This window comes from Paenarthrobacter sp. PPS72 (assembly GCF_048537125.1).
GTDB lineage: Bacteria > Actinomycetota > Actinomycetes > Actinomycetales > Micrococcaceae > Arthrobacter > Arthrobacter nitroguajacolicus_E.
The window spans coordinates 122,115-144,748 of the sequence record NZ_JBLYIE010000019.1; the positions used below are offsets into that span (position 1 = coordinate 122,115).

General features: G+C 61.1%; 19 protein-coding genes and 1 tRNA gene. 14 read left to right on the plus strand and 6 right to left on the minus strand.

Translation table 11 applies throughout. The annotated features are described in order from the left end of the window. Window positions 1-21: 21 nt before the first annotated feature. Both ACLRGI_RS09675 and ACLRGI_RS09680 read right to left on the minus strand, forming a co-directional pair. Window positions 22-645 carry an RES family NAD+ phosphorylase gene (locus ACLRGI_RS09675; protein ID WP_419201451.1) on the minus strand — a complete coding sequence of 208 codons (624 nt, stop codon included), beginning with the start codon at window positions 643-645 and terminating at the stop codon, window positions 22-24. A gap of 56 nt (window positions 646-701) precedes the next feature. Then, window positions 702-1,085 (minus strand): hypothetical protein, encoded by a 384-nt coding sequence (locus ACLRGI_RS09680; protein WP_419201452.1) that lies wholly within the window; start codon window positions 1,083-1,085, stop codon window positions 702-704. Between the two features lie 638 nt (window positions 1,086-1,723). Between ACLRGI_RS09680 and ACLRGI_RS09685 the strand changes: the two genes are divergently transcribed. Then, a complete protein-coding gene (locus ACLRGI_RS09685) occupies window positions 1,724-2,851 on the plus strand; it encodes an L-talarate/galactarate dehydratase (RefSeq protein WP_419201453.1) in 1,128 nt (375 codons plus the stop codon). A 10-nt stretch (window positions 2,852-2,861) separates the two neighbouring features. Further along, window positions 2,862-3,560 carry a FadR/GntR family transcriptional regulator gene (locus tag ACLRGI_RS09690; RefSeq protein ID WP_419201454.1) on the plus strand — a complete coding sequence of 233 codons (699 nt, stop codon included), beginning with the start codon at window positions 2,862-2,864 and terminating at the stop codon, window positions 3,558-3,560. Window positions 3,561-3,603: 43 nt separating this feature from the next. Here the strand turns inward: ACLRGI_RS09690 and ACLRGI_RS09695 are convergent, their stop codons facing one another. Both ACLRGI_RS09695 and ACLRGI_RS09700 read right to left on the minus strand, forming a co-directional pair. Then, the gene (locus ACLRGI_RS09695; protein WP_419201455.1) at window positions 3,604-7,587 is read right to left on the minus strand and encodes a DEAD/DEAH box helicase; all 3,984 of its coding nucleotides are present in this window, start codon (window positions 7,585-7,587) and stop codon (window positions 3,604-3,606) included. A 435-nt stretch (window positions 7,588-8,022) separates the two neighbouring features. Further along, window positions 8,023-8,105: transfer RNA gene (locus ACLRGI_RS09700), tRNA-Leu, on the minus strand. A gap of 376 nt (window positions 8,106-8,481) precedes the next feature. On the opposite strand from ACLRGI_RS09700, the gene ACLRGI_RS09705 reads away from it, so the two are divergent. From ACLRGI_RS09705 to pknB, 7 genes are read left to right on the plus strand one after another with little or no spacing between them, the layout of a single operon-like run. Then, window positions 8,482-9,231 carry an FHA domain-containing protein gene (locus ACLRGI_RS09705; RefSeq protein ID WP_419201456.1) on the plus strand — a complete coding sequence of 250 codons (750 nt, stop codon included), beginning with the start codon at window positions 8,482-8,484 and terminating at the stop codon, window positions 9,229-9,231. A 5-nt stretch (window positions 9,232-9,236) separates the two neighbouring features. After that, entirely contained in the window at window positions 9,237-9,716 is a 480-nt protein-coding gene (locus ACLRGI_RS09710; RefSeq protein WP_419201538.1) for an FHA domain-containing protein FhaB/FipA, read from the plus strand. A 3-nt stretch (window positions 9,717-9,719) separates the two neighbouring features. Beyond that, a complete protein-coding gene (locus ACLRGI_RS09715; RefSeq protein WP_419201457.1) occupies window positions 9,720-11,429 on the plus strand; it encodes a PP2C family protein-serine/threonine phosphatase in 1,710 nt (569 codons plus the stop codon). Further along, window positions 11,426-12,856 carry an FtsW/RodA/SpoVE family cell cycle protein gene (locus ACLRGI_RS09720; RefSeq protein ID WP_419201458.1) on the plus strand — a complete coding sequence of 477 codons (1,431 nt, stop codon included), beginning with the start codon at window positions 11,426-11,428 and terminating at the stop codon, window positions 12,854-12,856. The genes ACLRGI_RS09715 and ACLRGI_RS09720 overlap by 4 nt, the downstream gene beginning before the upstream one ends. Further along, on the plus strand, window positions 12,853-14,310 hold the full coding sequence (locus ACLRGI_RS09725) for a penicillin-binding transpeptidase domain-containing protein (protein ID WP_419201459.1): 1,458 nt from the start codon (window positions 12,853-12,855) through the stop codon (window positions 14,308-14,310). Before ACLRGI_RS09720 ends, ACLRGI_RS09725 begins: the two co-directional genes overlap by 4 nt. Then, a complete protein-coding gene (locus ACLRGI_RS09730; protein WP_419201460.1) occupies window positions 14,307-16,154 on the plus strand; it encodes a protein kinase domain-containing protein in 1,848 nt (615 codons plus the stop codon). Before ACLRGI_RS09725 ends, ACLRGI_RS09730 begins: the two co-directional genes overlap by 4 nt. Before the next feature lie 10 nt (window positions 16,155-16,164). Beyond that, a complete protein-coding gene (gene pknB / locus ACLRGI_RS09735) occupies window positions 16,165-18,072 on the plus strand; it encodes a Stk1 family PASTA domain-containing Ser/Thr kinase (RefSeq protein ID WP_419201461.1) in 1,908 nt (635 codons plus the stop codon). A gap of 26 nt (window positions 18,073-18,098) precedes the next feature. Here the strand turns inward: pknB and ACLRGI_RS09740 are convergent, their stop codons facing one another. Continuing rightward, window positions 18,099-18,740 carry an aminodeoxychorismate/anthranilate synthase component II gene (locus ACLRGI_RS09740; protein ID WP_419201462.1) on the minus strand — a complete coding sequence of 214 codons (642 nt, stop codon included), beginning with the start codon at window positions 18,738-18,740 and terminating at the stop codon, window positions 18,099-18,101. Window positions 18,741-18,910: 170 nt separating this feature from the next. After that, the gene (locus tag ACLRGI_RS09745) at window positions 18,911-19,738 is read right to left on the minus strand and encodes a class E sortase (RefSeq protein ID WP_419201539.1); all 828 of its coding nucleotides are present in this window, start codon (window positions 19,736-19,738) and stop codon (window positions 18,911-18,913) included. Window positions 19,739-19,893: 155 nt separating this feature from the next. Here ACLRGI_RS09745 and ACLRGI_RS09750 point away from each other — a divergent pair, with 155 nt between their 5' ends. The 5 genes from ACLRGI_RS09750 to ACLRGI_RS09770 are packed head-to-tail and all read left to right on the plus strand — an operon-like array spanning window position 19,894 to window position 22,572. After that, entirely contained in the window at window positions 19,894-20,148 is a 255-nt protein-coding gene (locus ACLRGI_RS09750; protein ID WP_419201463.1) for a cell division protein CrgA, read from the plus strand. A gap of 45 nt (window positions 20,149-20,193) precedes the next feature. Further along, window positions 20,194-20,703 (plus strand): methylated-DNA--[protein]-cysteine S-methyltransferase, encoded by a 510-nt coding sequence (locus ACLRGI_RS09755; protein ID WP_419201464.1) that lies wholly within the window; start codon window positions 20,194-20,196, stop codon window positions 20,701-20,703. Further along, a complete protein-coding gene (locus tag ACLRGI_RS09760) occupies window positions 20,703-21,230 on the plus strand; it encodes an RNA polymerase sigma factor (protein ID WP_419201465.1) in 528 nt (175 codons plus the stop codon). Before ACLRGI_RS09755 ends, ACLRGI_RS09760 begins: the two co-directional genes overlap by 1 nt. Next, on the plus strand, window positions 21,230-21,859 hold the full coding sequence (locus ACLRGI_RS09765; protein WP_419201466.1) for a methylated-DNA--[protein]-cysteine S-methyltransferase: 630 nt from the start codon (window positions 21,230-21,232) through the stop codon (window positions 21,857-21,859). The genes ACLRGI_RS09760 and ACLRGI_RS09765 overlap by 1 nt, the downstream gene beginning before the upstream one ends. After that, window positions 21,856-22,572 (plus strand): alpha-ketoglutarate-dependent dioxygenase AlkB family protein, encoded by a 717-nt coding sequence (locus tag ACLRGI_RS09770; protein ID WP_419201467.1) that lies wholly within the window; start codon window positions 21,856-21,858, stop codon window positions 22,570-22,572. The genes ACLRGI_RS09765 and ACLRGI_RS09770 overlap by 4 nt, the downstream gene beginning before the upstream one ends. Window positions 22,573-22,634 lie beyond the last annotated feature (62 nt).

Sequence of the window (22,634 nt, forward strand, 5' to 3'; positions counted from 1 at the left end):
CTCTGCCCCGCGAGGGCCAGCCTACCGGTGCAAGGTTAACCCGTATTCCTGGGCGATACGTTGCAGGTCTGGATCACCATGCTCGATGGAGTGAGTCGCATACGTTTCCACTTCCGTGCCATCGAAAATGGCCCAGCACTCATAATCCCCAAGCCTGGACATATACCTGACTCCTGAATACAGCGGCTCGCCGTCATCGTCTGTAGCAGTATAAATTCGCCGTGCCACTTCCCTTGTAAGGAGACGATCCTTACCCCGTATATCGTCCACATCTATTGCATCAATGTCGAACCTTTCCAGATCCACACCCATTCGCCGACTCATCCACGAGCGAGTGTCCCGATTCTCCACATCCACGAAAGGCAGGGGGTCAATTAGCTGAAGTTCATACTTACGGCGCTGCAGGCGCCAGTCGCGTGCAATTGATCCGGGTGGCATATGGTGCGGATCTTCCGAGAAGTTGAGACGCGACATGGCCGGGCTGGGGCGTAATCTAGCTAGCGTCTCCGCGAAACATCCTTCGGCTTTGCTCGCGGCATAGAGGACGCCGCCGCCAGGCACGTCGAACCGGTTTCCTGCTCGTCGACTCTCAGCTTGAAATGGGTCAATCCAAGAGAATTTTTGGTCATTGCCGGTGTATGACACCCGCCAAGGCGGGTTGGGGGAGGGACGAGACTTGGTTCGACGGACCTGGACAACTACTAACCGCCCATCAAGAATGCGTCGGCGGCAGCAGCAACGTCCCGGAACTCGTCCTGGCGTAATGCCTCCACTGGCGAGACGTCATCCAACTGCGGATTCATTCCCATGAACCAGGCTCGGATGGTCGCCGATGCATCCTTGACGGACAGCTTTACGAAAATGGCGTACGACTCGCGCATACGGCGCTCAATTCCGACGGCCGGCTGCTGCGTTCCCGTTCGCCAGCGATCAACGGTTTGAGGGCTGACGCCGGCTATCTCCGAGGTCAGAACCTTTCCGAGATGATCCACGAGGAAGCCAATAATGTCCGGGAGACTGTTTTCAACAGACTTGCGGTGGGCTGTAGTTCGGCTCGAAGTCACGATCTGACGGTTGGACGTCATAGCATTTCCCATCCTAGGTGAATACTCCTGCACTGATTAAGCGCCAAAGGCTCGACATATGCTCCGATAGCCTGACGATACCGCAACGATAGTGATTCGATGCAGGTTGACGCTTAACTCGTTAGACATGTCGCCCCTGCGGGAAGCAGTTTTCTGATCTGTGCACAGCGTGCCGACACCGAAGTCACTCGTCGAGCCTTACATGTCGTGAGACGCACTGAAAGCAGTGGCCAAGCCGCGAATGGAGGGCCGGAAGGACCTCGCGCTTCTCGTCAGGTCAGGATACTCCCACGGAATCTACGCCACGGCGGAAGCATGCAGCCCCAATGCTAGGGCCGCAACGCAAGGCCAACTTTCAACCCCGAGCCCTCGAACGGTTTCCACTGATCTGACGAACAAATGCGCGGGAGCGCCGTCCGGGTATTCGTGGTGACTCCATGCCACGGCAGGCTCGCCGTTGCCGTCGGCTATTTTCACCGAAGAGCCTGCCCGCCCCGCCAAGTAGGACAGCCCCGGGAAACTGATGAGTATGCGATGCCTGGGCAATGCCCACAACAAATCCCCCTGACTCTTGTAGTACAAGTTTTGAACTTGTATCCTAAGCGGTAGGCAAGGACGCCGTACCCACTAGGAGAACCATGACCACCGTAGATCTCATTCGCCACGTCAAGCTGTCCACGGCACGTTTGCCCCTGACCGTACCCATCAGCGATGCGAAAGTCTTCACCGGCCGTCAAAAGCCCATGACAGAAGTCGTTTTCCTCTTCGCCGAGATCACCACGGAACAGGGCCACAGCGGCCTCGGCTTCAGCTACTCCAAGCGCGCCGGCGGACCGGCTCAGTACGCTCACGCCAAGGAAGTCGCAGAAGGCATCATCGGCGAGGACCCCAACGACATCGGCAAGATCTACACAAAGCTCCTCTGGGCGGGCGCCTCAGTGGGGCGGTCCGGTGTGGCAACTCAGGCGTTGGCCGCGATTGACATCGCGCTCTACGACCTCAAGGCCAAGCGCGCCGGACTCCCCTTGGCCAAACTGCTGGGCTCCTATCGCGACTCAGTGCAGACCTACAACACGTCCGGCGGCTTCCTCAACGCGAGCTTGGAAGAGGTGAAGGAACGTGCCACCCGGTCCATCGATGAGGGTATTGGCGGCATCAAGATCAAGGTCGGCCTGCCGGATTCCAAGGAAGACCTGCGTCGGGTGGCAGGAGTGCGCGAGCACATCGGCTGGGAAGTTCCGCTCATGGTCGACGCCAACCAGCAGTGGGACCGGGCCACGGCCCTGCGCATGGGCCGTCAACTCGAAGAATTCAACCTCATCTGGATCGAAGAACCACTGGATGCCTACGACTTTGAAGGGCACGCACATCTTGCGCAGGTCCTTGACACGCCGATCTCCACAGGGGAGATGCTCGCCTCGGTCGCCGAACACAAGGGCCTGATCAACGCCAACGGCTGCGACATCATCCAGCCGGACGCACCCCGGGTCGGTGGCATCACCCAGTTCCTGCGCCTCGCAGCGTTGGCGGACGAACGCGGGCTTGGCCTCGCACCGCACTTCGCCATGGAGATTCACCTCCACCTGGCGGCAGCCTATCCCCGCGAGCCATGGGTGGAGCACTTCGACTGGCTGGACCCGCTGTTCGAGGAGCGTCTGGAGACCAAGAACGGCCGCATGATCGTCCCGGACCGCCCGGGATTGGGCGTCACTCTCAGCGATCAGACCCGCGCGTGGACCACCGAATCGGTGGAGTTCGGCGCGTAATCTTGAACCCATGAGCCGAAACCTGACCGCGGATCTCGCCGCCGACCTTCGCAACCGCATCGTCGACGGCGCCATCCAGCCAGGTGAAAAGCTCCCCAGCGAAAACACACTCATCAGCGAGTTCGGGGTGAGCCGGACCGTCGTCCGTTCCGCCCTGACGCGTTTGCAGGCCGAAGGATTGGTCGAAACCGAACGCGGGCGTGGCAGCTTCGCGCTGACCCCGCCCGCGGAAGGTCCTGCGACAGCCCCGGGGACACGGCCGGTTTCCAGCATGGAAGAACGGCTGGAGATGCTCGATTTCCGCATCGGCGTCGAGACCGAGGCTGCCGCTTTGGCCGCCAAGAACCACAGTGAACACCAACTCAAGGCCGTTCACGGCGCCCTGGAGCAGTTCACCGCGAGTTCCAGCCACCCGGCGCACTCCATGAAAGCGGACTTCGAGTTCCACCGGGCGGTTGCTGCGGCCACCGGCAATCCGTTCTATACGGACTGCATCTCCGCGCTCGGCCAAACCATGATCACCATGCCCCGCCCCCGCCTGGTCACCAGTGAAGACCAGGAGTCCCCCGAGCGCTTCGCGCAGGTGGTCCACGAACACTCCTCTATATACGCAGCAATCGCGGACGGCGACCCAGTGGCTGCCGCGGCAGCAATGCGCCTGCACCTGAGTAACTCACGACGCCGGTTCACGGGTTCCGCACGCGGCTGACAGTTCGGTTTCGGACAGCTATTTGAACGCTCCCCGCCCACGGTCATAGATCCCGTGATCTGTCTTCTTGTTCATACTTCCCTTTGGTCGAGGACCTGATCGACCCCTCGCCGACGACGCGTTGCGCAAGTGTCCATTCCCATTCGGAGCAGTCGTCGGTTCCAGAGGGTACTTCATCCTTCGCCTGAATTGCGGCGGCTTCAGCGGGATGAAGGGACAAATGGTGGATGTGCCCATGCTCGTCAACCACGGTCAGGACCCAGATCAGAACGCTTGCCTTATCTCTGGCCAGCCGCTCATTGACGTCGAGCGTCCCCCCTGACGTGCAACCGAGGCGGTCCACGACGGCCGCTTTAGTCTCGGCATAGCCCAGAATCAGCAGCCGCCGGGCAACGGCCTCTTCTTCCAAACCAAGGGAATTAGACAGCACAGGGAGGGTCGGGGTCCGATTGGCCCACGCGCTGCCAAGGACACTGTCCGCATCTGGCTCCCAGAGGACTTTCCCCCTACTTCCGTGTGATGCACGTACGTAGGCCAGCCAATCAAAGGACTCATCGCGAACGGCTTCGCGGAGCTTCTCGAGTGCGTCCTTATTGGTACTGAATGTCGTCCCTGCCGGGAGAACCCATGGTGCACGGGAGCGGACTCCTCCGACGCTTCGCCGGACGTGGATCGCGAGTTCGTCGTCGCTGCAGCCGTAACGGAGGCCGGCGATGAGTGCTTCGTAGTCAGATAGATCCCATTCTTTGCCATGTCGCCCCGAGGTATCATTCGGTTCGGGTTCGGCATCCCAAAGCTCTGCACTCACGGGGGCGTCATCAGGTTCTACAACTGCACCGTCATATCCGCCGGCTTGTGTGAGGTACGACGGCGGGTCGATGCTGGGTTCCGATGCCACGTCATCCGCAGTTTCACCGCGTTGGCTCGGTTCGTCCGCGACGGAGGTGAAGAGGTCAGTGAGGGCCTGATCCTGGTCGTGGACTTGCAGCCGTGGTGCGAGAGCTTTGAAATATGGCAGCTCGGTCCACTGCTGGCGGTCGCCGATGACGTAGAGGCGTCGCTTGGCTCGACTAACCGCGACGTTGAAGAGGTTGGGTGTTCCGACGGCCCAGTTCCGTGCGCCCCTTGTTTTGCCTCCCAGGACGACGATGACGATGCTCGCTTCCTTTCCCTGCGCCCGGTGGACCGTGCCCGAGCGCGCTTTGGTGTCGATCCCGTACTTCTTGGCGATCCTGACGATGCCACTTGCCGCTTGGCGGAAAGGCGAAACAGTGAGGATGTCGTCCATGTTGTAACCGGTTCGCTGCAGGGCCTCGAAAAGCTCGTCCAGTCTGGTCAGTTCCTGGGGCGAAGCGTGCCCGTTCCATTGGCTCGTTTTCACATCAAACCAAGCGGACTCCGGTGCCTGGACCGAACTTTTCTCGGGGAAAGCCTTGCGTGGTTCTTTTTCCCCGTGAATCATGAGCCCGCCGTAGACTTCCTCATTCACCACCTCGAACATCGGGCTATCGCAGCGCCTGTGCACCCGTAGCGGCGCCCCGACCCATAATTCATCCCCGCCTGGCGGTTGAATGGTTGTCCCGTACGTTGTATAGCGGTCCGCAAGCACCTGAGCGGGATTATGGGTCGGCAGCCATCGCTGGCCTGTTCCCGTGATCTCCAACAGCCGGGCCTGATACTTTTCCGGCAAGGTCACCACGGGCGTGAGCTGGAGAGGATCGCCCACGAGAAGGGAACGACGTGCGCGCGCGATACCACAGAGCGCATGCTGAGGTGCGGCTTGCCCCGCCTCGTCAACGAAGAGCCAGCCGAGTTGCTCATCCTTAAGCGAAGCAAAGAGGCGTGGAACGGATGCAAAGGTTGTCGTGATTGTTGGTACAACCATGAACAGGGCCTCCCATGCATTTTTCACCACCTTCGAAGAGGCTTCAGCCGGCACATCGTTTGTCAGCACGTCTTGGACTGCGAGGAGATTTTGGCGCATCAATGTCCGCTGGTTGTAGATGAAAGCTTCATGCAACTTCAGCGCTTGCAGAAACAGCTCTGAGCGGGCCTGATTGAACTCCTTATCCAGCCAGGGCGATTCCTTCTCCCGCGTGGAGTTCGCCGGATCGAACCAACCATCAACAGGGTGCGCCGGAGTTATCTGCGCTTTCTCATAGTCGGGGTACTGATGTTTGCGGTGGCTCAGTTTCGTTTCGGTTTGCTCATAGCGGCTGCGCAGTTCCTTGGCCGCGTGGCGGGAGTTGGCAACGATAATCTTCAGTCCGGCAATGGAGCGGCAAAGATGATCTATCTCTCTGCCAAGCTGCTCATGTCTGCGCCTCCATTGAGCCGAGATGTCATTGGACGTCCGTATCTGTTCCAGCAGTCCGGGCTTGGCTTCGCCCTGAATCTTCAGCTCGGCCCTCCGCTTTGATTCCAAATGGTGGAGCTCCGCCAGCTCTTCCGCTTGTTGGGCAGCAACTTCTTCTTGGGTGGCGAGATTTTCCTTGTCAGAAGCGAGGACCCTTTCCAGCTCAACAATCTCCCTTCGCAACGCCGGCAGGTCAATGAAAGCCTCATGGTGCCTCTGTCGTGATGCTCGGAGCCGATCGACCTTGCTTTTGGCTGCAAGGAATGACGCCCTGGCCTCAGTCCAATCAGAGACGCCCGGACCGGGTGGGTGCTCGAGAAGCTGAACCAGCCCCGGGACTGCGTCCCCGTCTTTACGTGGTTTTCTGTCACCGTGTAAAACGGTCGAGACGAAGGCGTTCCTGTTCTTGGAGTTCCCGAGTTTCGCGGAGACGAGCCCCCATGCCCGCTTCCGAGTCTCGTCCTTCTTCTGGCTTTTGCCGTCGCCGTCATTCAGTAGTTCCGTTGCGATTCGCGTGAAGTAGGACGCTTTGGGCTGGAAATCCTTTCCAATGACCTTGTCGTCTTTCAGGGGGATTTCGAGGCTTATGTTCTCAACCGCGCCGTTGTTCGATGAGCCGATGACCATCTCGAAGCCGCGCAAACTAGGGTGCAACTCGTTGACAGTGCGTGAGTACTTAGTGCTTGATTTCAACTGATGCCGGCCCACGAAAGCATCGGCTGGTTCCGCGAAGGCAGCTAACGCCGAAGCGCGACGAGTCACCAATGCTGCAATCATGTCGCGCAACATTGTGGTTTTCCCCGTCCCAGGTGGACCGTTGACGGAGAAGATGCCTTCCCGGCCGTCAAGATCCTCCAGCGCACGGTTTACTGCAAACTGCTGTGACAAGGCCAACGGGTGCTCAGGGTTGCTGGGCCACCGCCCGTCGGGAACGAGATTTGGGGCGACAGAGTCATAAACCTTGGCTAAGTCCTGGCGCATGTCAATCTTCGGCCCTCCGCTTCGTCCGCCTAGGTACTGCGCCGCGGCACCCGAAAGCCCCGGTTGGCGGGACAAACGGTAAAGGTCAGCTGAGAAGAGGCTGTTCAGGAATCCCGGTTCTGCCTCGAGTTCGCGCTTCTTCAACGACACCTGCTCACTCTTAACCCGAATTACGCCAACTGGATCCCCGCCGAAGGTGAGTAGTCTCGTCGTCTCTGTCTTCTCTAAGCACAGGCCAAGGACAGTCCTAAGATCGTCGAGGGAAACCGAACGGCTGGTGAAGCCTTCCGAGGAAGCTGCTCCAACCCGTATGCCACGGGCGCGGACCAGATCGTCGAGGTCTTCGCGCCAGCGGGCTTCATCAGCTTTGAAATCAGTGAACACGTCATGAAGCCGCCTACGCTTGCGATGACGGCCAGCAGCCCAGACGCATTGGGACAGGGCTGCGCTGTCTGGGATCAGGGTGCCGTCCTCGTCCACAGTAACCATTGCCACGGCGCTCTGGGGCGTCGGTCGAGAATCGAAATCTTCAACGGGCGCCGGTTCAAGAACGTCCCAGGCTGAATCCAGATCGAATACTCCCAGATAGACCACGTGCTGCCAGGAGTACCCGTTGCGAGCCGGGGGCCAGTCCGCCTCCGGGCTCCACGGCAAGGGCATCTCGACGCCATAATCGTCGACAAATGGCACGTCGCTGCGGGAAGGAGACTTCTGAGGGACGTTCTGAGGGGAAAAAGCCTCAACTCCCAGCCAGAAATTTAGTGCCTTGCGATATTCGGATCGCTCCGTCGTGCGCGTTACCGATAAGCCGTATTCACTCATCAACATCGTCCCCCTAGAAGTTGTCGGTCATGCTACAAACTCTTCTCCCACTGACGAAAGTCACACGCGTTCCCCAGCCGTACGGCCTTTGCTGGTTGGCCTAAGCCTCCTAGGCAACCTCGCCGCACACTGTGTAGGTGCAGAAGGCGTCCTATATATGACGCTGCCTCAAATCCAGGACTTGTACGAATCCCCCGCCGCACAACGGTCAGGAGAGCGAACAAGGGCGGGAATGAACGCGGAAACCGGAGCCGGGCAAAACAAAAAAGCCCCGGTCCTAAGACCGGGGCTCTTTCAATTGCGTGCGCGAGGGGGGATTTGAACCCCCACACCCTTTCGGATACTGGCACCTGAAGCCAGCGCGTCTGCCGTTCCGCCACTCGCGCGCAACTTCTTTGTTCAAGACTTTAGGCTGGTCTCCCAGCTTCGTTTCCTTCAAAAGCAGCGAGATCAAGCATAACGGACATCCCGAGCAAAACACCAATCGACGGGCGGGAAGGGCCCTGAGGGGGCCGCGGGTCCCCTGGCAACAGTTGAATCGGATGAAAATTTCAGCCCCCGCGTCCCGCGCCAACAAGGGCCGGGATCGAACTTTTCCGGGTCGCAAGGCGTTGTGGATTAAGGCCATTCCCAGTCAGTCCCAGTAGTATCGGGAAGTGGAAGGGCCGTCGGGCGCGTACTTCGCCGTGTGCGCAGTGGGGGCAATGGACGGACTATTGGACCAGGCACAATGGGTGCCGCGGCAATGAAAGGAGAAGGACCATGGGTTTGCTGGACAAAGTCGAGCGCGGCATTGAAAAGGCCGTCCGCAACGTCTTCTCCACGGGGTCGCGGGCACGTGTTGAGCCAGTGGAGATCGCAAGCAAGCTGAGGCGCGAGTTGGACAACAAGTCCATTACCATCGCAGCCGGGCGGACGCTCGCTCCCAACGTTTTCGATGTCATGCTCAGCGATGAAGACTTTGCCCGGGCCCAGGAATGGGGAACACCCCTTGCCGAAGAGTTGTGCGACGTCGTTATTCAGCACGTTCGCAGCCAGGGCTACACACTCCAAGGCGCTGTGCGGATTTCCTTCCGTCGAAATGACGAGGAACGTGCAGGACATTTCGAAATCAATTCCCGGACCGAGAAATCATCCGATGACGCGGCTCCCGCTCCACAAGCCCCACGTGCCCATGTTCCGGCTGCACCGGCCCGGCAGCCCACGCGCCTCCAGCCTGTACTGGACATCGGCGGCCAGCGGTACTCCCTTAACGCCCGGTCCGTGGTGCTGGGCCGCTCCTCGGAAGCCGACGTCCTTGTGGATGACACGGGCGTCTCGCGGAAGCACCTCGAGGTCCGCACCGAAAATGGCAGCACGTGGGCCGTTGACCTTGGTTCCACCAACGGCAGTTACGTCAACGGACATAAAGTGAACGGCAGCGTGGAGCTCACAGACGGCTCAACCATCACGATGGGACGTACCAAGATCATTTTCCGCCTCCTCCCCCAAACCCCGGGTGGCCACGCGTGAACGACATCAGCGAACTGACCATCACAGCACTTCGCTTCGGGTTCCTTCTTTTGCTGTGGGTCCTGATCTTCAGCATCGTGACCACCATGCGCCGCGACTTCCAGATTGGCCGCAAAGCCGTTACTGGCGTTCCCACGGCCCGCGAAGTCCGCAAACATCCCGAGCTTGCAGCTTCTCCGGCGCCGGCTATCCAGCACGCACGCACGCTGGTAGTCACGGAGGGTCCCCTCAAGGGCACCACAGTTCCCTTGGCCGCCAGCCCCATCCTGCTCGGCCGCGCACAGGAAGCCACGCTTGTCCTGGAGGATGACTACGCTTCCGGCCGGCATGCACGCCTGTTCCCGCAGGGCAGCCGCTGGTTCATCGAAGACCTTGGTTCCACCAACGGCACGTACCTGGCCGATCAACAGCTCACCCGCGCTTTGCCGGTTGAGCTTGGCGTCCCCGTGAGAATCGGCAAGACGGTCATTGAATTGAGGCCGTAGTCCATGGCCTCCTCCGAGACCCCCAAAGGCCAGGAAAAGCCCGCGGAGCGCCCGCTCATCATGCGCTACGCCGCGCGTTCCGACGTCGGACGGATCCGCTCCAAGAATGACGACTCCGCGTACGTGGGCCGCCATCTTGCAGTGGTCGCCGACGGCATGGGCGGTCACGCTGGCGGCGATGTCGCCTCCGCTTCAACGGTCCTGGACATGATCCACCTTGATCATGACGACTATCCGGAGGGCGCGGACACCGTTTTGGCCGACGAGATCCAGACCGCCAATTCGCTGCTTTCCGAGCTTGTGCACCAGAATCCCAAGCTTTCGGGCATGGGCACCACCGTTACCGCCCTTCTCTTGGAGGGCCGCAAGCTCCACTTCGCCCACATTGGCGATTCCCGGGCCTACCGGCTTCGCAACAAGAAGTTCGAGCAGGTCAGCATTGACCACACGTTTGTGCAGCGCCTCATTGACGAAGGCCGCCTGCGCCCGGAGGAAGCGGAAACGCATCCGCACAAGAACGTCCTCATGCGCGTTCTGGGCGACGTCGATGCCAGCCCTGAACTGGACTTGGATGTCCTGGATGTTGAGCCCGGCGAACGATGGCTCCTCTGCTCCGACGGACTTAATTACGTAGCTGGCCACGTCGTGGAGCGCATGGTCCGCGAGACCAAGGACTTGCGCGAATGTGCTGAAATCCTTGTGGACCTGACGCTGGAAGCCGGCGCCCCGGACAATGTCACCGTGGTGATGTTGGAGATTGCGGAAGAGACCGACGACGACGTCAACACGGCCGCCGTCGACGTCGTTCCGGCAGCGGCGATTGCCGCGGTTGACGAGCCCGAGGCAGTGACGGCCACCAAGTCCGCCGATGACCTGGCCGCAGACAAAGCGGCACAGAGCACCAAAGCCGAGTCACAAGCCAAAGCCGCACGGGATGCCGATGCCGGATCATCTTTCAGCACGGGAGATCCGGGCGACAAGAACGATGAAACTGAGGCTGCGTCATCGGACGAGTCCACAGAACCTCCCACCACCACCGACCCCCATCTCGGTGAGCACCTGTCTGCCGAAGTGCTGCGTGAGGAACTGGCAAGCCGCCCTCATGAACTTGTTGGCGCTGCAGCCACGGCCGCTGAGACAGGCTCCATTCCTACCGTTGCCGGCCGCACCGTTGCGCGCAGGGCAGCAACCGTCCTGACACATAAAGCTGAGCAGGACCGTGTTGAGGTGGAGGAACCCTCACGTCGCCGCGTGCCTTGGTTGATGCCTGCCGTCGCAGCCGTTGTGGTCCTGGGCGTGGTGGTTGGCCTGTGGCTTGGCTATGCCTGGACGCAGACCCGCTATTACGTGGGCGAATACGACCAGCGGGTCGCAATTTTCAACGGGATCTCGCAGCGTTTGGGACCCATTCAGCTTTCCCGGCTTGAAGCCGTTACCGACATCAGGGTGGATTCATTGCCGGAATACGGCCAGCAGAGCGTACGGCAGACAGTTCCGGCAGGTGACATCGATGGCGCACAGGACATCGTGGAGAACCTGAGGAATACAGGCAGCGCCTCGGCCAATTGCCCGAGCACCACCCCCACGGCGACAGCCTCGGGATCAGCTACCCCCACGCCGACACCGTCAGCCACTGTGCCCATCCCGAGCACGGCCGCCGTTGCCAGCCCTACTCCTTCGCCCGTCCCGACTCCCTGTGAGGCGGCCAAATGATGCAGACTGAGATCGCCCCCAAACCCCGCCGCAACGTTGAGCTGGTGCTCATCGTCCTGGCCCTTGCCGTAGGCATCGGCGCAAGTGCGTTGGTGAGCATCAACTCGGAAGTCGGGCTGGATAGCGACTTCTGGTTCCAGTCCAGCCTCTTGGCGGTTGCAGCCTTTGCGTTCCATGTTGTTTTGAGGCTTCGCGCTAAGTATGCCGATCCGGTAATACTTCCGATTGTGGTTGCGCTGAACGGGTTAGGGCTTGCACTCATTCACCGGATGGACGGCCCGGGAGATGATACGGGCAACAACCAGCTGCGGTGGACACTCATTGCCATGGCAGTTTCCATTGCAGTGATCTGGTTCCTTAAGGACCACCGCATCCTTCGGCGCTTCACATATATCTCGTTGGCAGCGAGTGCTTTCCTGCTGGTTCTTCCTTTGATTCCAGGCATTTCCGCCGGTGAGATCCTGGGTGCGCGGGTCTGGATCCGGGTGGGTCCCATGACGTTCCAGCCCGGCGAAATCGCCAAGATTACCTTGGCCATATTCTTTGCCGGGTATCTATCCTCCAATCGGGATCTCATCCTGTTGGCCGGCCGGAAGATCGGCCCCATGCAGTTCCCGCGGTTCAAGGACCTCGGCCCGATGATCACCGCATGGCTGGTGAGCATCGGTGTGCTCGTCTTCCAGCGCGACCTCGGGTCTTCCATCCTCTTCTTCGGCCTGTTCATCGTGATGATCTACGTGGCCACCAGCCGAATCTCGTGGGTGGTCATCGGCCTGCTGTTGATCCTGGGTGGCGGCTTCGTGGCTGCTCAGATCTTCTCGCATGTGGCATTCCGGATCGACAGTTGGATCAATGCCTTCACACCCGAGGTCTTTGATAGATCCCCAGGCGGTAGCGCGCAAATAGTCCAAGGCTTGTTCGGCATGGCGGACGGCGGGCTGGTCGGAACGGGCCTGGGCGAAGGCCGGCCGGATCTGGTGCCTTTCGCCAACAGCGACATGATTGTGGCCCTCATCGGTGAAGAGCTGGGCCTCATTGGCCTCTTCGCCGTAGTGATGCTTTACCTGCTGCTCTTCACCCGCGGCTTCCGCGCAGCCTTGGGCACCCGCGATGCCTTCGGAAAGCTCCTTGCCTGTGGCTTGTCCTTCGCGATTGCCCTGCAGTGCTTCGTAGTTATTGGTGGAGTCACCCGGCTCATCCCTTTGACCGGCCTCACAACTCCCTTCCTTGCGGCCGGTGGTTCCTCACTTCTGGCCAACTGGATAATCGTTGGCCTGCTGCTCATGATTTCCAATACCGCCCGAGGTCCGGTGGACACCACCCCTATGGTCAACAAGCCCCCGGCCAGCAGCAGCACTCCGGGCACACGTAAACCGGCCACCGGCCAGACACCCAGCGCACCAACAGAGGCGGTGAAGCAACAATGAACCAGGCTATTCGCAGTAGCTGGATGGCTGCCGTCGCCATGTTTGCGTTGATCTTCGGCGCCATCAGCTACGTTCAGGTGATTGGTGCTGATGACCTCAACGCCAACCCCTGGAACCAACGCGCAGTCCTGGCGTCCTTCTGCAACGAGCGCGGTTCCATCATTGTGGCTGGCAAGCCGGTGGTTGAATCGGTTCCGGGGACTGAGTCCTGTGCTTTCCAGCGCAAGTACAACCAGCCGGAGTTGTATGCCGGCATCACAGGGTACTTCTCCAAGTTCTTTGGTTCCAGCGGACTGGAGCAGTCCATGGGAGAAACCCTGGCAGGCAACTCTGATCAGCTGTTCCTGGACCGTATGAGTCAGATGTTCCTCGGCAAGGAGCCCAAGGGCGCATCCGTTGAATTGACCTTGGATCCTGCCCTCCAGCAGTTGGCCATGGATCTGATCCCTGAAGGCCAGCGTGGCTCCATCGTGGTCACCAACCCCAAGACGGGCGCCATCCTGGCGATGGCTTCCAAGCCAACGTACGATCCCAACTTGATTGCCACCCATGACAAAACAACCGCTGACGCCAATTACGCCCAGTTGCTCGAGATTCCAGGCATCAACCTGAACCAAAGCGTCAGCGGCCCCACGGGTAACCTGCTCTCGCCCGGCTCGGTCTTCAAGCTCATTGATACTGCGGCCGCGCTGAACTCGGGCAAGTACAACAAGGACAGCGAGCTGCCGAATCCCAGCAGCCTGCCCTTGCCGGGCAGCAGTGCCAGCCTGCCCAACTACGCCGGCGGCAACTGCAACGTCCGCGAAACAGCGTCCTTCGCTTTTGCTCTTGAGCAGTCGTGCAACACGCCGTTCGCGAGCATCGCGCTTGACCTCGGCCAGGATGCCATCCGTGAACAGGCGCAGAAGTTCGGCTTTGGTCAGGACTTCGGTGATCAGCTCAAGCTTCAGCAGGCCGTCAGTATCTTCCCGGAAGACCTGGACCAGGCTCAGTTGGCCCAGTCATCGGTGGGCCAGCGCGACGTCAAGGCCACGCCGCTTCAGATCAACATGATGACCGCGGCCATCGCCAATGGCGGGGTGCAGATGAAGCCAAACCTGGTGGAGGCCATCCGCGCGCCTGATCTGCGCGTCATCAACGAACCCAAGCCTGAGGCGCTCCGCACCAGCACCACGCAGCCCATCGCGAGTCAGATCACTGAGTGGATGACCAGTGCTGTGGACAATGGCATCGCCAGAGGCGCAGCAGTTCCGGGCGTCAAGGTGGCCGGCAAGACAGGTACAGCCGAACTCGGCGATTCAGGTTTGAACAATTCATGGTTTACCGGGTTCGCCCCGGCAAACGACCCGCAAGTAGCCGTCACCATTGTCATGGAGAGTGTGGACGTGCAAACCGGGGCCCAGCTAACCAGTCCGAACGCAAAGAAGATTTTTGAGGCGGTGTTGAATAAGTGAGGCCTACTTCGGGAATCACACTCGGCGGCAGGTTCCAGCTGACCAGTCGCATTGCGATTGGTGGCATGGGCGAGGTCTGGAAGGCCAAGGACCAAATCCTCGGCCGGATCGTTGCCATCAAGGTGCTCAAGGAGGAATACACGGGCGACCCCGGGTTCCTTCAGCGCTTCCGTGCCGAGGCGCGTCACACCGCCCTCCTCAACCACGTAGGCATCGCCAACGTCTTCGATTACGGCGAGGAAGCCGGTTCGGCCTACCTGGTCATGGAGCTCGTGCCTGGACACCCGTTGAGCGGCATTCTCGAGCGGGAGCAGGTGCTCTCCCCGGACATGACGCTCTCCATCATCTCGCAGACCGCACGTGCCCTGGCCGTTGCGCACGCACAGGGATTGGTCCACCGCGACATCAAGCCGGGCAACCTGCTGATCACGCCGGACAACCGCGTCAAGGTCACCGACTTCGGCATCGCCCGGTTGGCGGATCAGGTGCCGCTCACGCAGACCGGCCAAGTCATGGGCACCGCTCAATACCTGGCTCCTGAGCAGGCGACCGGGCAGACCGCAACGGGTTCTTCGGACATCTATTCGCTCGGCGTCATCGGCTACGAGTGCCTCACCGGGCACCGTCCGTTCTCCGGGGAATCGCAGATTGCCATTGCCCTCGCCCAGGTCAACGACGCACCTCCGCCCCTTCCTGAGACGCTGCCTACCCCGGTGCGGGCACTGCTGATGTCCATGCTGGCCAAGGATCCCAAGAACCGTCCGGCCAACGCCATCAAGCTGGCCGAAGCCGCGGAAGCCATCCGCAACGGTGACATCGCCACGGCCCACGCCGCCGTCCCCGGCATGCTGTTGTTCGAATCCAATACCGGCCCCATCACGGCGCCGGTCGACACCGCAACGGCACCCACCGGCGTCGTTACCTCGCCTTACGGCAAGGAACAGTCGACGACGGCGACTTCCGCACTGCCGGTGCTCGGCGCCGGCGCCGCGGGAGCTGCTCTTGGGGCCTCCGCCGCGTCTTCTGATAACCCCCTGACGCGCGCAAACGCGCTGGAGGCCGAGCGTCAGCTCGATGACGACGACGGCCACGTGGTCTACACCGAAGAAGACAACTTCGACGATGCTGAGCCTGAACGCAGGAAGCGCAGCCCTTGGACCTGGCCCCTTGTTGCCCTGATCCTGCTGGTCCTGTTTGCCTTGGTTGGTTTCCTGATCTCGCAGTCGGGATTCTTCTCGCCGAGCCCCGCCCCCACTGAATCAACCACCACGAGCCCCAGCCGGAGCGCGAGTCCTACCTCCACGTCAGCTACGCCTTCGCCGCGGCCTACGGAGACTTCTGAGGCACCTCAGCCGACGCAGTCAATTCCCAAGAAGATCAACATCATCCCGGAGCAGTACGTGGGACAACCGTTCGAGACGGTCAGCGCGCAGCTTCGTGCCTTGGGCTTTGGAGTTGACGGCCAGGAGGTCTTCGATGACACAGCTGCCGCGGGAATCGTGACGGCTCTCAATCCGACGGGCCCTCGTGACCCGGGCGAAACCATCACCGTCACGTATTCAAAGGGCCCTGAATTGGTTGCTGTACCCCCCATCGGAGTAGGTGTGGACGAAGTGCGGATTCAGCAGGCCATTGAAGGAGCCGGTCTTTTGTGGGTTGCAGGAGAACCCGTCAACGGTGCCATCGGCCAGCAGCCGGGAACGTTCGTCCGTTCCTCGCCGGCCGCCGGCACCCAGGTTCCAGCCGGGTCAACAGTCACCTACTACCTGTCCAAGGAATTGGTTCCGGTTGATCCCGGATCGTCCACTGCTACCCCCAGTGGCTCCGGCAGCCCGAGCCGTTAAGTAAGCCGCCATGTCAACGCCACGTCCAGGTCCTGCGCATCGAGAGGAGAGCACACCTGTGTCCTCCCACCGCATCCTCAATTCCCGCTATGAACTTGGTGATCTGATCGGTCGTGGCGGAATGGCGGACGTCTATCGCGGCACGGACACCCTGCTGGGACGGACCATCGCCGTGAAGGTGCTACGTGCGGACCTGGCGCGGGATCCCCAGTTCCAGGCCCGTTTCAAACGCGAAGCCCAAGCTGTTGCGGCGTTGAACCACCCCTCCATCGTGGCCATCTTCGATACCGGTGAATACTCGGTCCCCGGTGGGCCCGGGGAAGACGTGCGCGTCCCCTACATCGTCATGGAATACGTGGCTGGACGCACCCTGCGCGACATGATCAAAGCGAACGAGCTAGGCGTCGAGGACTCTGTCGGCTTCACCCTGGGTGTTCTCGGCGCCCTTGAATATAGCCACCGGGCCGGCATCGTCCACCGGGACATCAAGCCGGCCAATGTAATGGTCTGCGCCGATACCGGCGATGTGAAGGTCATGGACTTCGGCATCGCCCGTGCCATGGCCGATTCCGCCGCCACCATGACCCAAACACAAGCCGTGGTAGGTACCGCGCAATACCTTTCACCGGAGCAGGCCCGTGGTGAAACGGTGGACGCCCGCAGTGACCTCTACTCGGCCGGCTGCCTGCTCTTCGAGCTGTTGACCAGCCGGCCTCCGTTCGTTGGCGACAGTCCGGTATCGGTCGCCTACCAACACGTCCGCGAGACCCCGGACCTTGCCAGTGCTCACAACCCGGAAGTCTCCGAAGCACTGGACTCAGTCCTGGTGAAAGCGCTGCAGAAGAGCAGGACAGATCGATTCCAGGATGCGGCAGCCTTCCGCCGTGCCCTGCGCGCAGCCAGCAATGGCATTCCCGTGCCCGCAGTGGCAGCCAGCGAGGCTCCCACCGATCCCAATGACCTTGTGGGACCGGAAGACCCGGCAACAGAACTTTTGAGCACCACGGCCGTGGGCTTCCTCGATGCCGATCAGTTCAAGGACGAGCCGGTTGAACACCCCGAGGAAGAGCCCCTTCCCTTGGGCCTCCCACCGGAACGTGAGGTGCCGGCACGCCAGAAGTCCCGCCGTCGTGCGTGGGTTGCAACCCTGGTGATCTTCACTGTCCTGGTGCTGGCAGGCGGTGGCTTCTGGCTCTACAGCCTCATGAACATGCAGCCACCGCCCCCGGCCAAAATCGCCGTACCGGTAGTGACCAACATGTCCGAAAGCCAGGCGATCCAGGCACTGTTTACAGCCAAACTGAAGCCCAAGTCCGTGCGGGAGCCCAGTGAGACCGTGGCCAAGGACATGACCATCGGTACGTCGCCGATTGCGGGTGCCATGCTGGAACAGGATGCGGAAGTGATCCTGAAGGTTTCCAGCGGACCCAGCTCAGTGACCATCCCGGCGGACATAGTAGGCCGGACTGAAGGGGACGCACGCGATGCTTTGCGCAGGCTTGGCATCACGGGCGACATCGTGACCACCCTGACCTACAGTCCCACCGTCCCCGCAAACGTAGTGATCAGCACGGCTCCCGCGCCGGGCGGGGCGATCGCAGTGGACAGCAAGGTGGAGCTGCAGGTCTCTACGGGCAAGGTCCTTGTGCCCCAGTTGATTGCGTTGCCGCAGGCTGAAGCTGAAGCCGCGCTCAAAGCCAACGGCCTGACCATGGCTGTAGTAGAGCAGGAGAACTCGCAGGTGGCGGCGGGCCTAGTCACGGCTCAGAGCGATGCCTACAACACTGAGGTGGTTCAGGGCAAGGTGGTAACGGTGACGGTGGCCAAGGCCCCGGCTCCACCGCCCACACCTACCCCGACGCCGACTCCCACGGAAACCCAGCCGGCGACTCCGAAGCCCACGCCAACCAAGAAGTAGCCCCCCGGAAGTAACGGCGGCTTTGCTTACTGCTTGATCAGCGGGCTCAGCTTCGCGGCCCGTTCGGCTGCCCCGGTCATGCCGAGGGACTCCAGCCAGTTGCCCAGCATCTGATACCCGCCTTCCGTGAGCACCGATTCCGGGTGGAACTGGACGCCGCACAGGGGCGCAGTCTTGTGCTGCAGGCCCATCACCACTCCGTTGGTGGTCTCAGCAGTGATTTCCAGGACATCCGGGATGGAGTCCCGAACCGCTGCGAGTGAGTGGTACCGCGTTGCCGTAACGGGCGAGGGGAGCCCCGCAAAGACGCTCTTGCCTTCGTGACGGACGGGCGACGTCTTGCCATGCATCAGTTCCGGCGCGTGAGTCACCACACCGCCATAGGCTTCGGCGAGGGCCTGGTGTCCCAAACAGACACCAAACATAGGCTTGGAGGCCTCTCCACACCACTTGATGAGCTCGATGCAGACGCCTGCTTCTGCAGGGGTACCCGGGCCAGGGGAGACCAGGACGCCGTCGCGGCTTGCAGCGAGCTCGGTGGCCTCGGCAAGTGTCACGTCGTCGTTGCGGACCACCGTTGTTTCGGCGCCGAGTTCCTGGAGGTAACCCACCAGCGTGTAGACGAAGCTGTCGTAGTTATCCACTACGAGGATTTTTGTTGTGCTCATGGCTGCTGCACTAAACCAATCGTTGAGTCGGTCAAGGTGGTGAATTGGGAGAACCATGGGAAGAGGAACTCGACCATCAGTACCAGGGCTACGCCCACCAGCACCAAGGACGTCAAGATCCGCACCCACAGGGGGCCTGGTAAATGACGGAAGATCCACGCGTACATCCGTTACCCCTTTCCGTGTGCACGGGCTACTTGGGCGGCGATTTCCGACGGCGGTCCGGCTGAGACGGGTTGCCAACTGTCCAGCAGGGAGTAGGCGATGATGCGTTCCTGGGCGCCAAATCTCGGGTTGCAACTCGTCATGGTGAGGATACTCTCCGTTGGCTGGACTCCCGGCTCAGTGGGAACGGGCATCAGGACGTCCGTGCGGTCCGGAAGGACGATCTGGTTGTTACGGAAGACGTAGGTGTAGTAGCCGTCTGCCGTCTGGATGTAGATCTTGTCGCCGGGAACCAGGGTGTGGATGTTGTCCAGGACGGCACCGTGCGTTTGACGGTGGCCGGCCACTGCGAAGTTCCCGGGTGCGCCAGGCATCGCGGTGGTTCCGTAGTGTCCCAGTCCGAGGGTGTCCAAGACGTCTGAACCGGTACCTTCAATGATGGGTCGCGTGTAGTCCGGGCCGAAGCGGGGGATGTACATGATCCCGATCATTCCCCCGTAGGCTGGCGCCGGCGTAACCACCGGCGGCCCATAGTCCACCGGTGCGGCAGGTGCTGCCGGAGTAACGGGGCCGGAGAATTCCTGTGCGAAGCTCTTGACCGCCTCAGTCTGCTTCGCATCCGCTTCCACATTGGTCCACCACAGCTGCCAGCCCACAAAGAGGAGCAGGACAATGCCTGCGGTGATGAGCAGCTCGCCCAGAACTTGACTGATTTTCCGGGCGACGTCCGAGGCCCGGAGACGCTTTCGTGGGCGCAATTCCCGCCCTGGGCCGGCGGACGGCACGGCTGAAGCCGCTGTCTGCTGCTGATGCGCCACAGGGTCTCCTTGCATAAGGGCGGGCGGCACGGGCGGACCCGGGTTGCGGCTAGACTTGACAGCTAGAACCACCCCGGAACGCCGTGTGGCCGTTAACCGCTGGAAATTTCCTTCCTGCAGGATATCAAGGCTGGCGGAAACGGGTATTAACCGAACAGCCAGGAGGATCCGTGCCCGAGTCCAAGCCCCGCAAGCGGCCTGCCCGTCAGGCCCCGCAGACTTCCGCAGCGCAGCAGTACAAGCCCAACCCTGTTTGGTACAAGGCTGTCATGTTCGGCCTTATGATCCTCGGCCTGATCTGGATCATCACTTTCTACATCACTGAGGGTCAGCTCCCCGTCCGCGAATGGGGATCGTGGAACATCGTGGCAGGGTTCGGGATCGCGATCGTCGGCTTCCTGATGACCACCCGCTGGCGCTCCTAGGAATTCCGCACCTCACATTTCCGTGCCCGTGAACGTCTACAAGATATGAGCAGCCGGCACACCACCTTGGATTCCCCGTTGGGGCAGTTGACACTGACTGCCCGCGGGGAATTTTTGACGGGCATCTTCTACGAGGGTCACTGGCATATGCCTCCGCCCGACTATTTCGGAGTTCCGAGTGAAATCACGGATCCGGTCTTCGCGCGGGCCCAAGGTGAACTCGAAGAGTATTTGGATGGTCGGAGGGCTGCTTTCGATGTCCCCTTCGAGGCCTTGGGAAACCCATTTCAGCAGAAGGTCTGGGAGCGACTTCAACATATTCCCTTTGGTGAAACCGTCAGTTATGGGGAGTTGGCAGCGGAACTCGGTGACCCCCACCTTGCCCAGGCCGTTGGTTCCGCCGTGGGACGCAACCCCATCAGCATCATCATCCCCTGCCATCGAGTGGTGGGACGGAACGGTCAACTCACCGGATATGCAGGTGGCCTTCTAAACAAGCGCTTCCTCCTGGATTTGGAAGAGCCGGCGGTAGTACGGGAGGGCAGGCTTTTCTAATGAAGCCAGGGCAAGGGGTCAACAAGAAGCCATTCGAAGCAGTGGTCAACGAACAGGGTGCCACAGTGCTTCGGGTGTGCCGCGCGATTCTCGGTGTGCACGATGCTGATGATGCGTGGTCCGACACCTTCCTGGCCGCTCTGCAGGCCTATCCGTCACTCCCTGCAGGGGCGAACGTTGAGGCTTGGCTAGTTACCATCGCTCACCGCAAGTGCATCGACCACATCCGTGCCGGTTCGCGCCGCGCCCTCCCTGTGGACCAACCACCCGAACAACATTCCAGCCTCGGTGTTCCCGGCGACGGGCATGAGGAACTGCTCGACGCCGTCACCAATCTTCCGCCGAAACAGCGCCAGGCCGTGGCCTACCACTACCTTGCCGGCCTTCCCTATAGCGATGTTGCCGCCCTCTTGGGGGGTACTGCCGAAGCTGCCCGCCGCGCTGGTGCTGACGGTGTGAAGTCACTCCGCTCAGCCCTCGCCGCGCATCCGGCGCTGGCCCACACATCCTCGAAAGGTGATATCTGATGACCGTTGAACTCAGCCCGGATCACGCCGAGGTCGTTTCGCTCCTGCATCCCCTCGATGCTGGACTGGAACCAGCCATCGCCAGCCTCCATGCTCGGTTGGCACGCGATGCTCAACTCACCCACACCCTGGACATCGCCTACCGGATCGTTGACTCCCCGCTGGGCAAGCTCCTCTTGGCTGCCACGGATCGAGGAATTGTTCGGGTGGCCTTCGAGCTGGAAGACCACGAATCCGTCCTGCAGCTGCTGGCAAACACTGTTAGCCCGCGGATCCTTCAGGCACCTGCACGTTTGGACGACGCGGCCCGGGAACTCGAAGAGTACTTCGCGGGCACCAGGACGGAGTTCGATCTCACCCTGGATTTTCGTCTGTGCCGGGGTTTCCGCCTCAACGTCCTGCGCCATCTGCCCCGGATCCCCTATGGCAGCACAGCAAGCTATGCCCAGGTTGCCCAGGCAGCCGGCAGCCCCAACGCGGTCCGCGCCGTCGGAACTGCCTGTGCTACCAACCCTTTGCCCCTCATCGTGCCGTGCCACCGGGTAGTGAAGTCTGACGGCAGCTTCGGAGGCTACCTTGGCGGAAGCGAGGCCAAACGCGCACTGCTCCACCTCGAGGCCGCGGCGTGAGTGACGACGCCCTGTTCCCGTTGGAGCTTCTCCAACCGGACGGGCACGACGCCGGTCCCCGATTGGTTGCCCCCGGCGCCGTCCATGTGCCCGCTTGGCTAACCCTTGAACAGCAACAGTGGATCGTGGCGCGCTTCGGAGAATGGACCCAAGGACCGGTTCCCTTGCGTGCCGCCACCCTTCCTGGCGGACAGCGGATGTCGGTACGAACTGTATGCCTGGGATGGCACTGGCAGCCTTACCGGTATTCAAGGGAAGCAACAGACGTAAACGGCCGTCCTGTCCTCGACTTTCCGGACTGGATGGTCCGGTTGGGACGGAAGGCAGTGAAGGCTGCCTACGCCTCCGGCGTTGAGGTTGATGAACCTTTGAGCGCGCTGGGCAATGACTACACTCCCGACGCCGCGCTGGTGAACTTTTACGATGAGGGCGCTGCCATGGGTATGCACCAGGACAAGGATGAGCGCTCCAAGGCGCCCGTGGTTTCGCTCAGCATCGGGGACACGTGCATCTTCCGCTTTGGGAATACGCAAACACGGACAAAGCCGTATACGGATGTTGAACTTCGCTCCGGAGATCTCTTCGTCTTCGGAGGACCATCACGGTTCGCGTATCACGGCATCCCCAAAGTCCTCCCGGGAACGGCACCGGAGGGCTGTGGCCTCTCACGGGGACGCATCAACATCACCATGCGGGTCACGGGGTTGTCCTGACGCCGGTCGGCGGGCAATTATGTCTGGGGCACGGGGCAGAATATGCCCGGAAGCTGAATTAC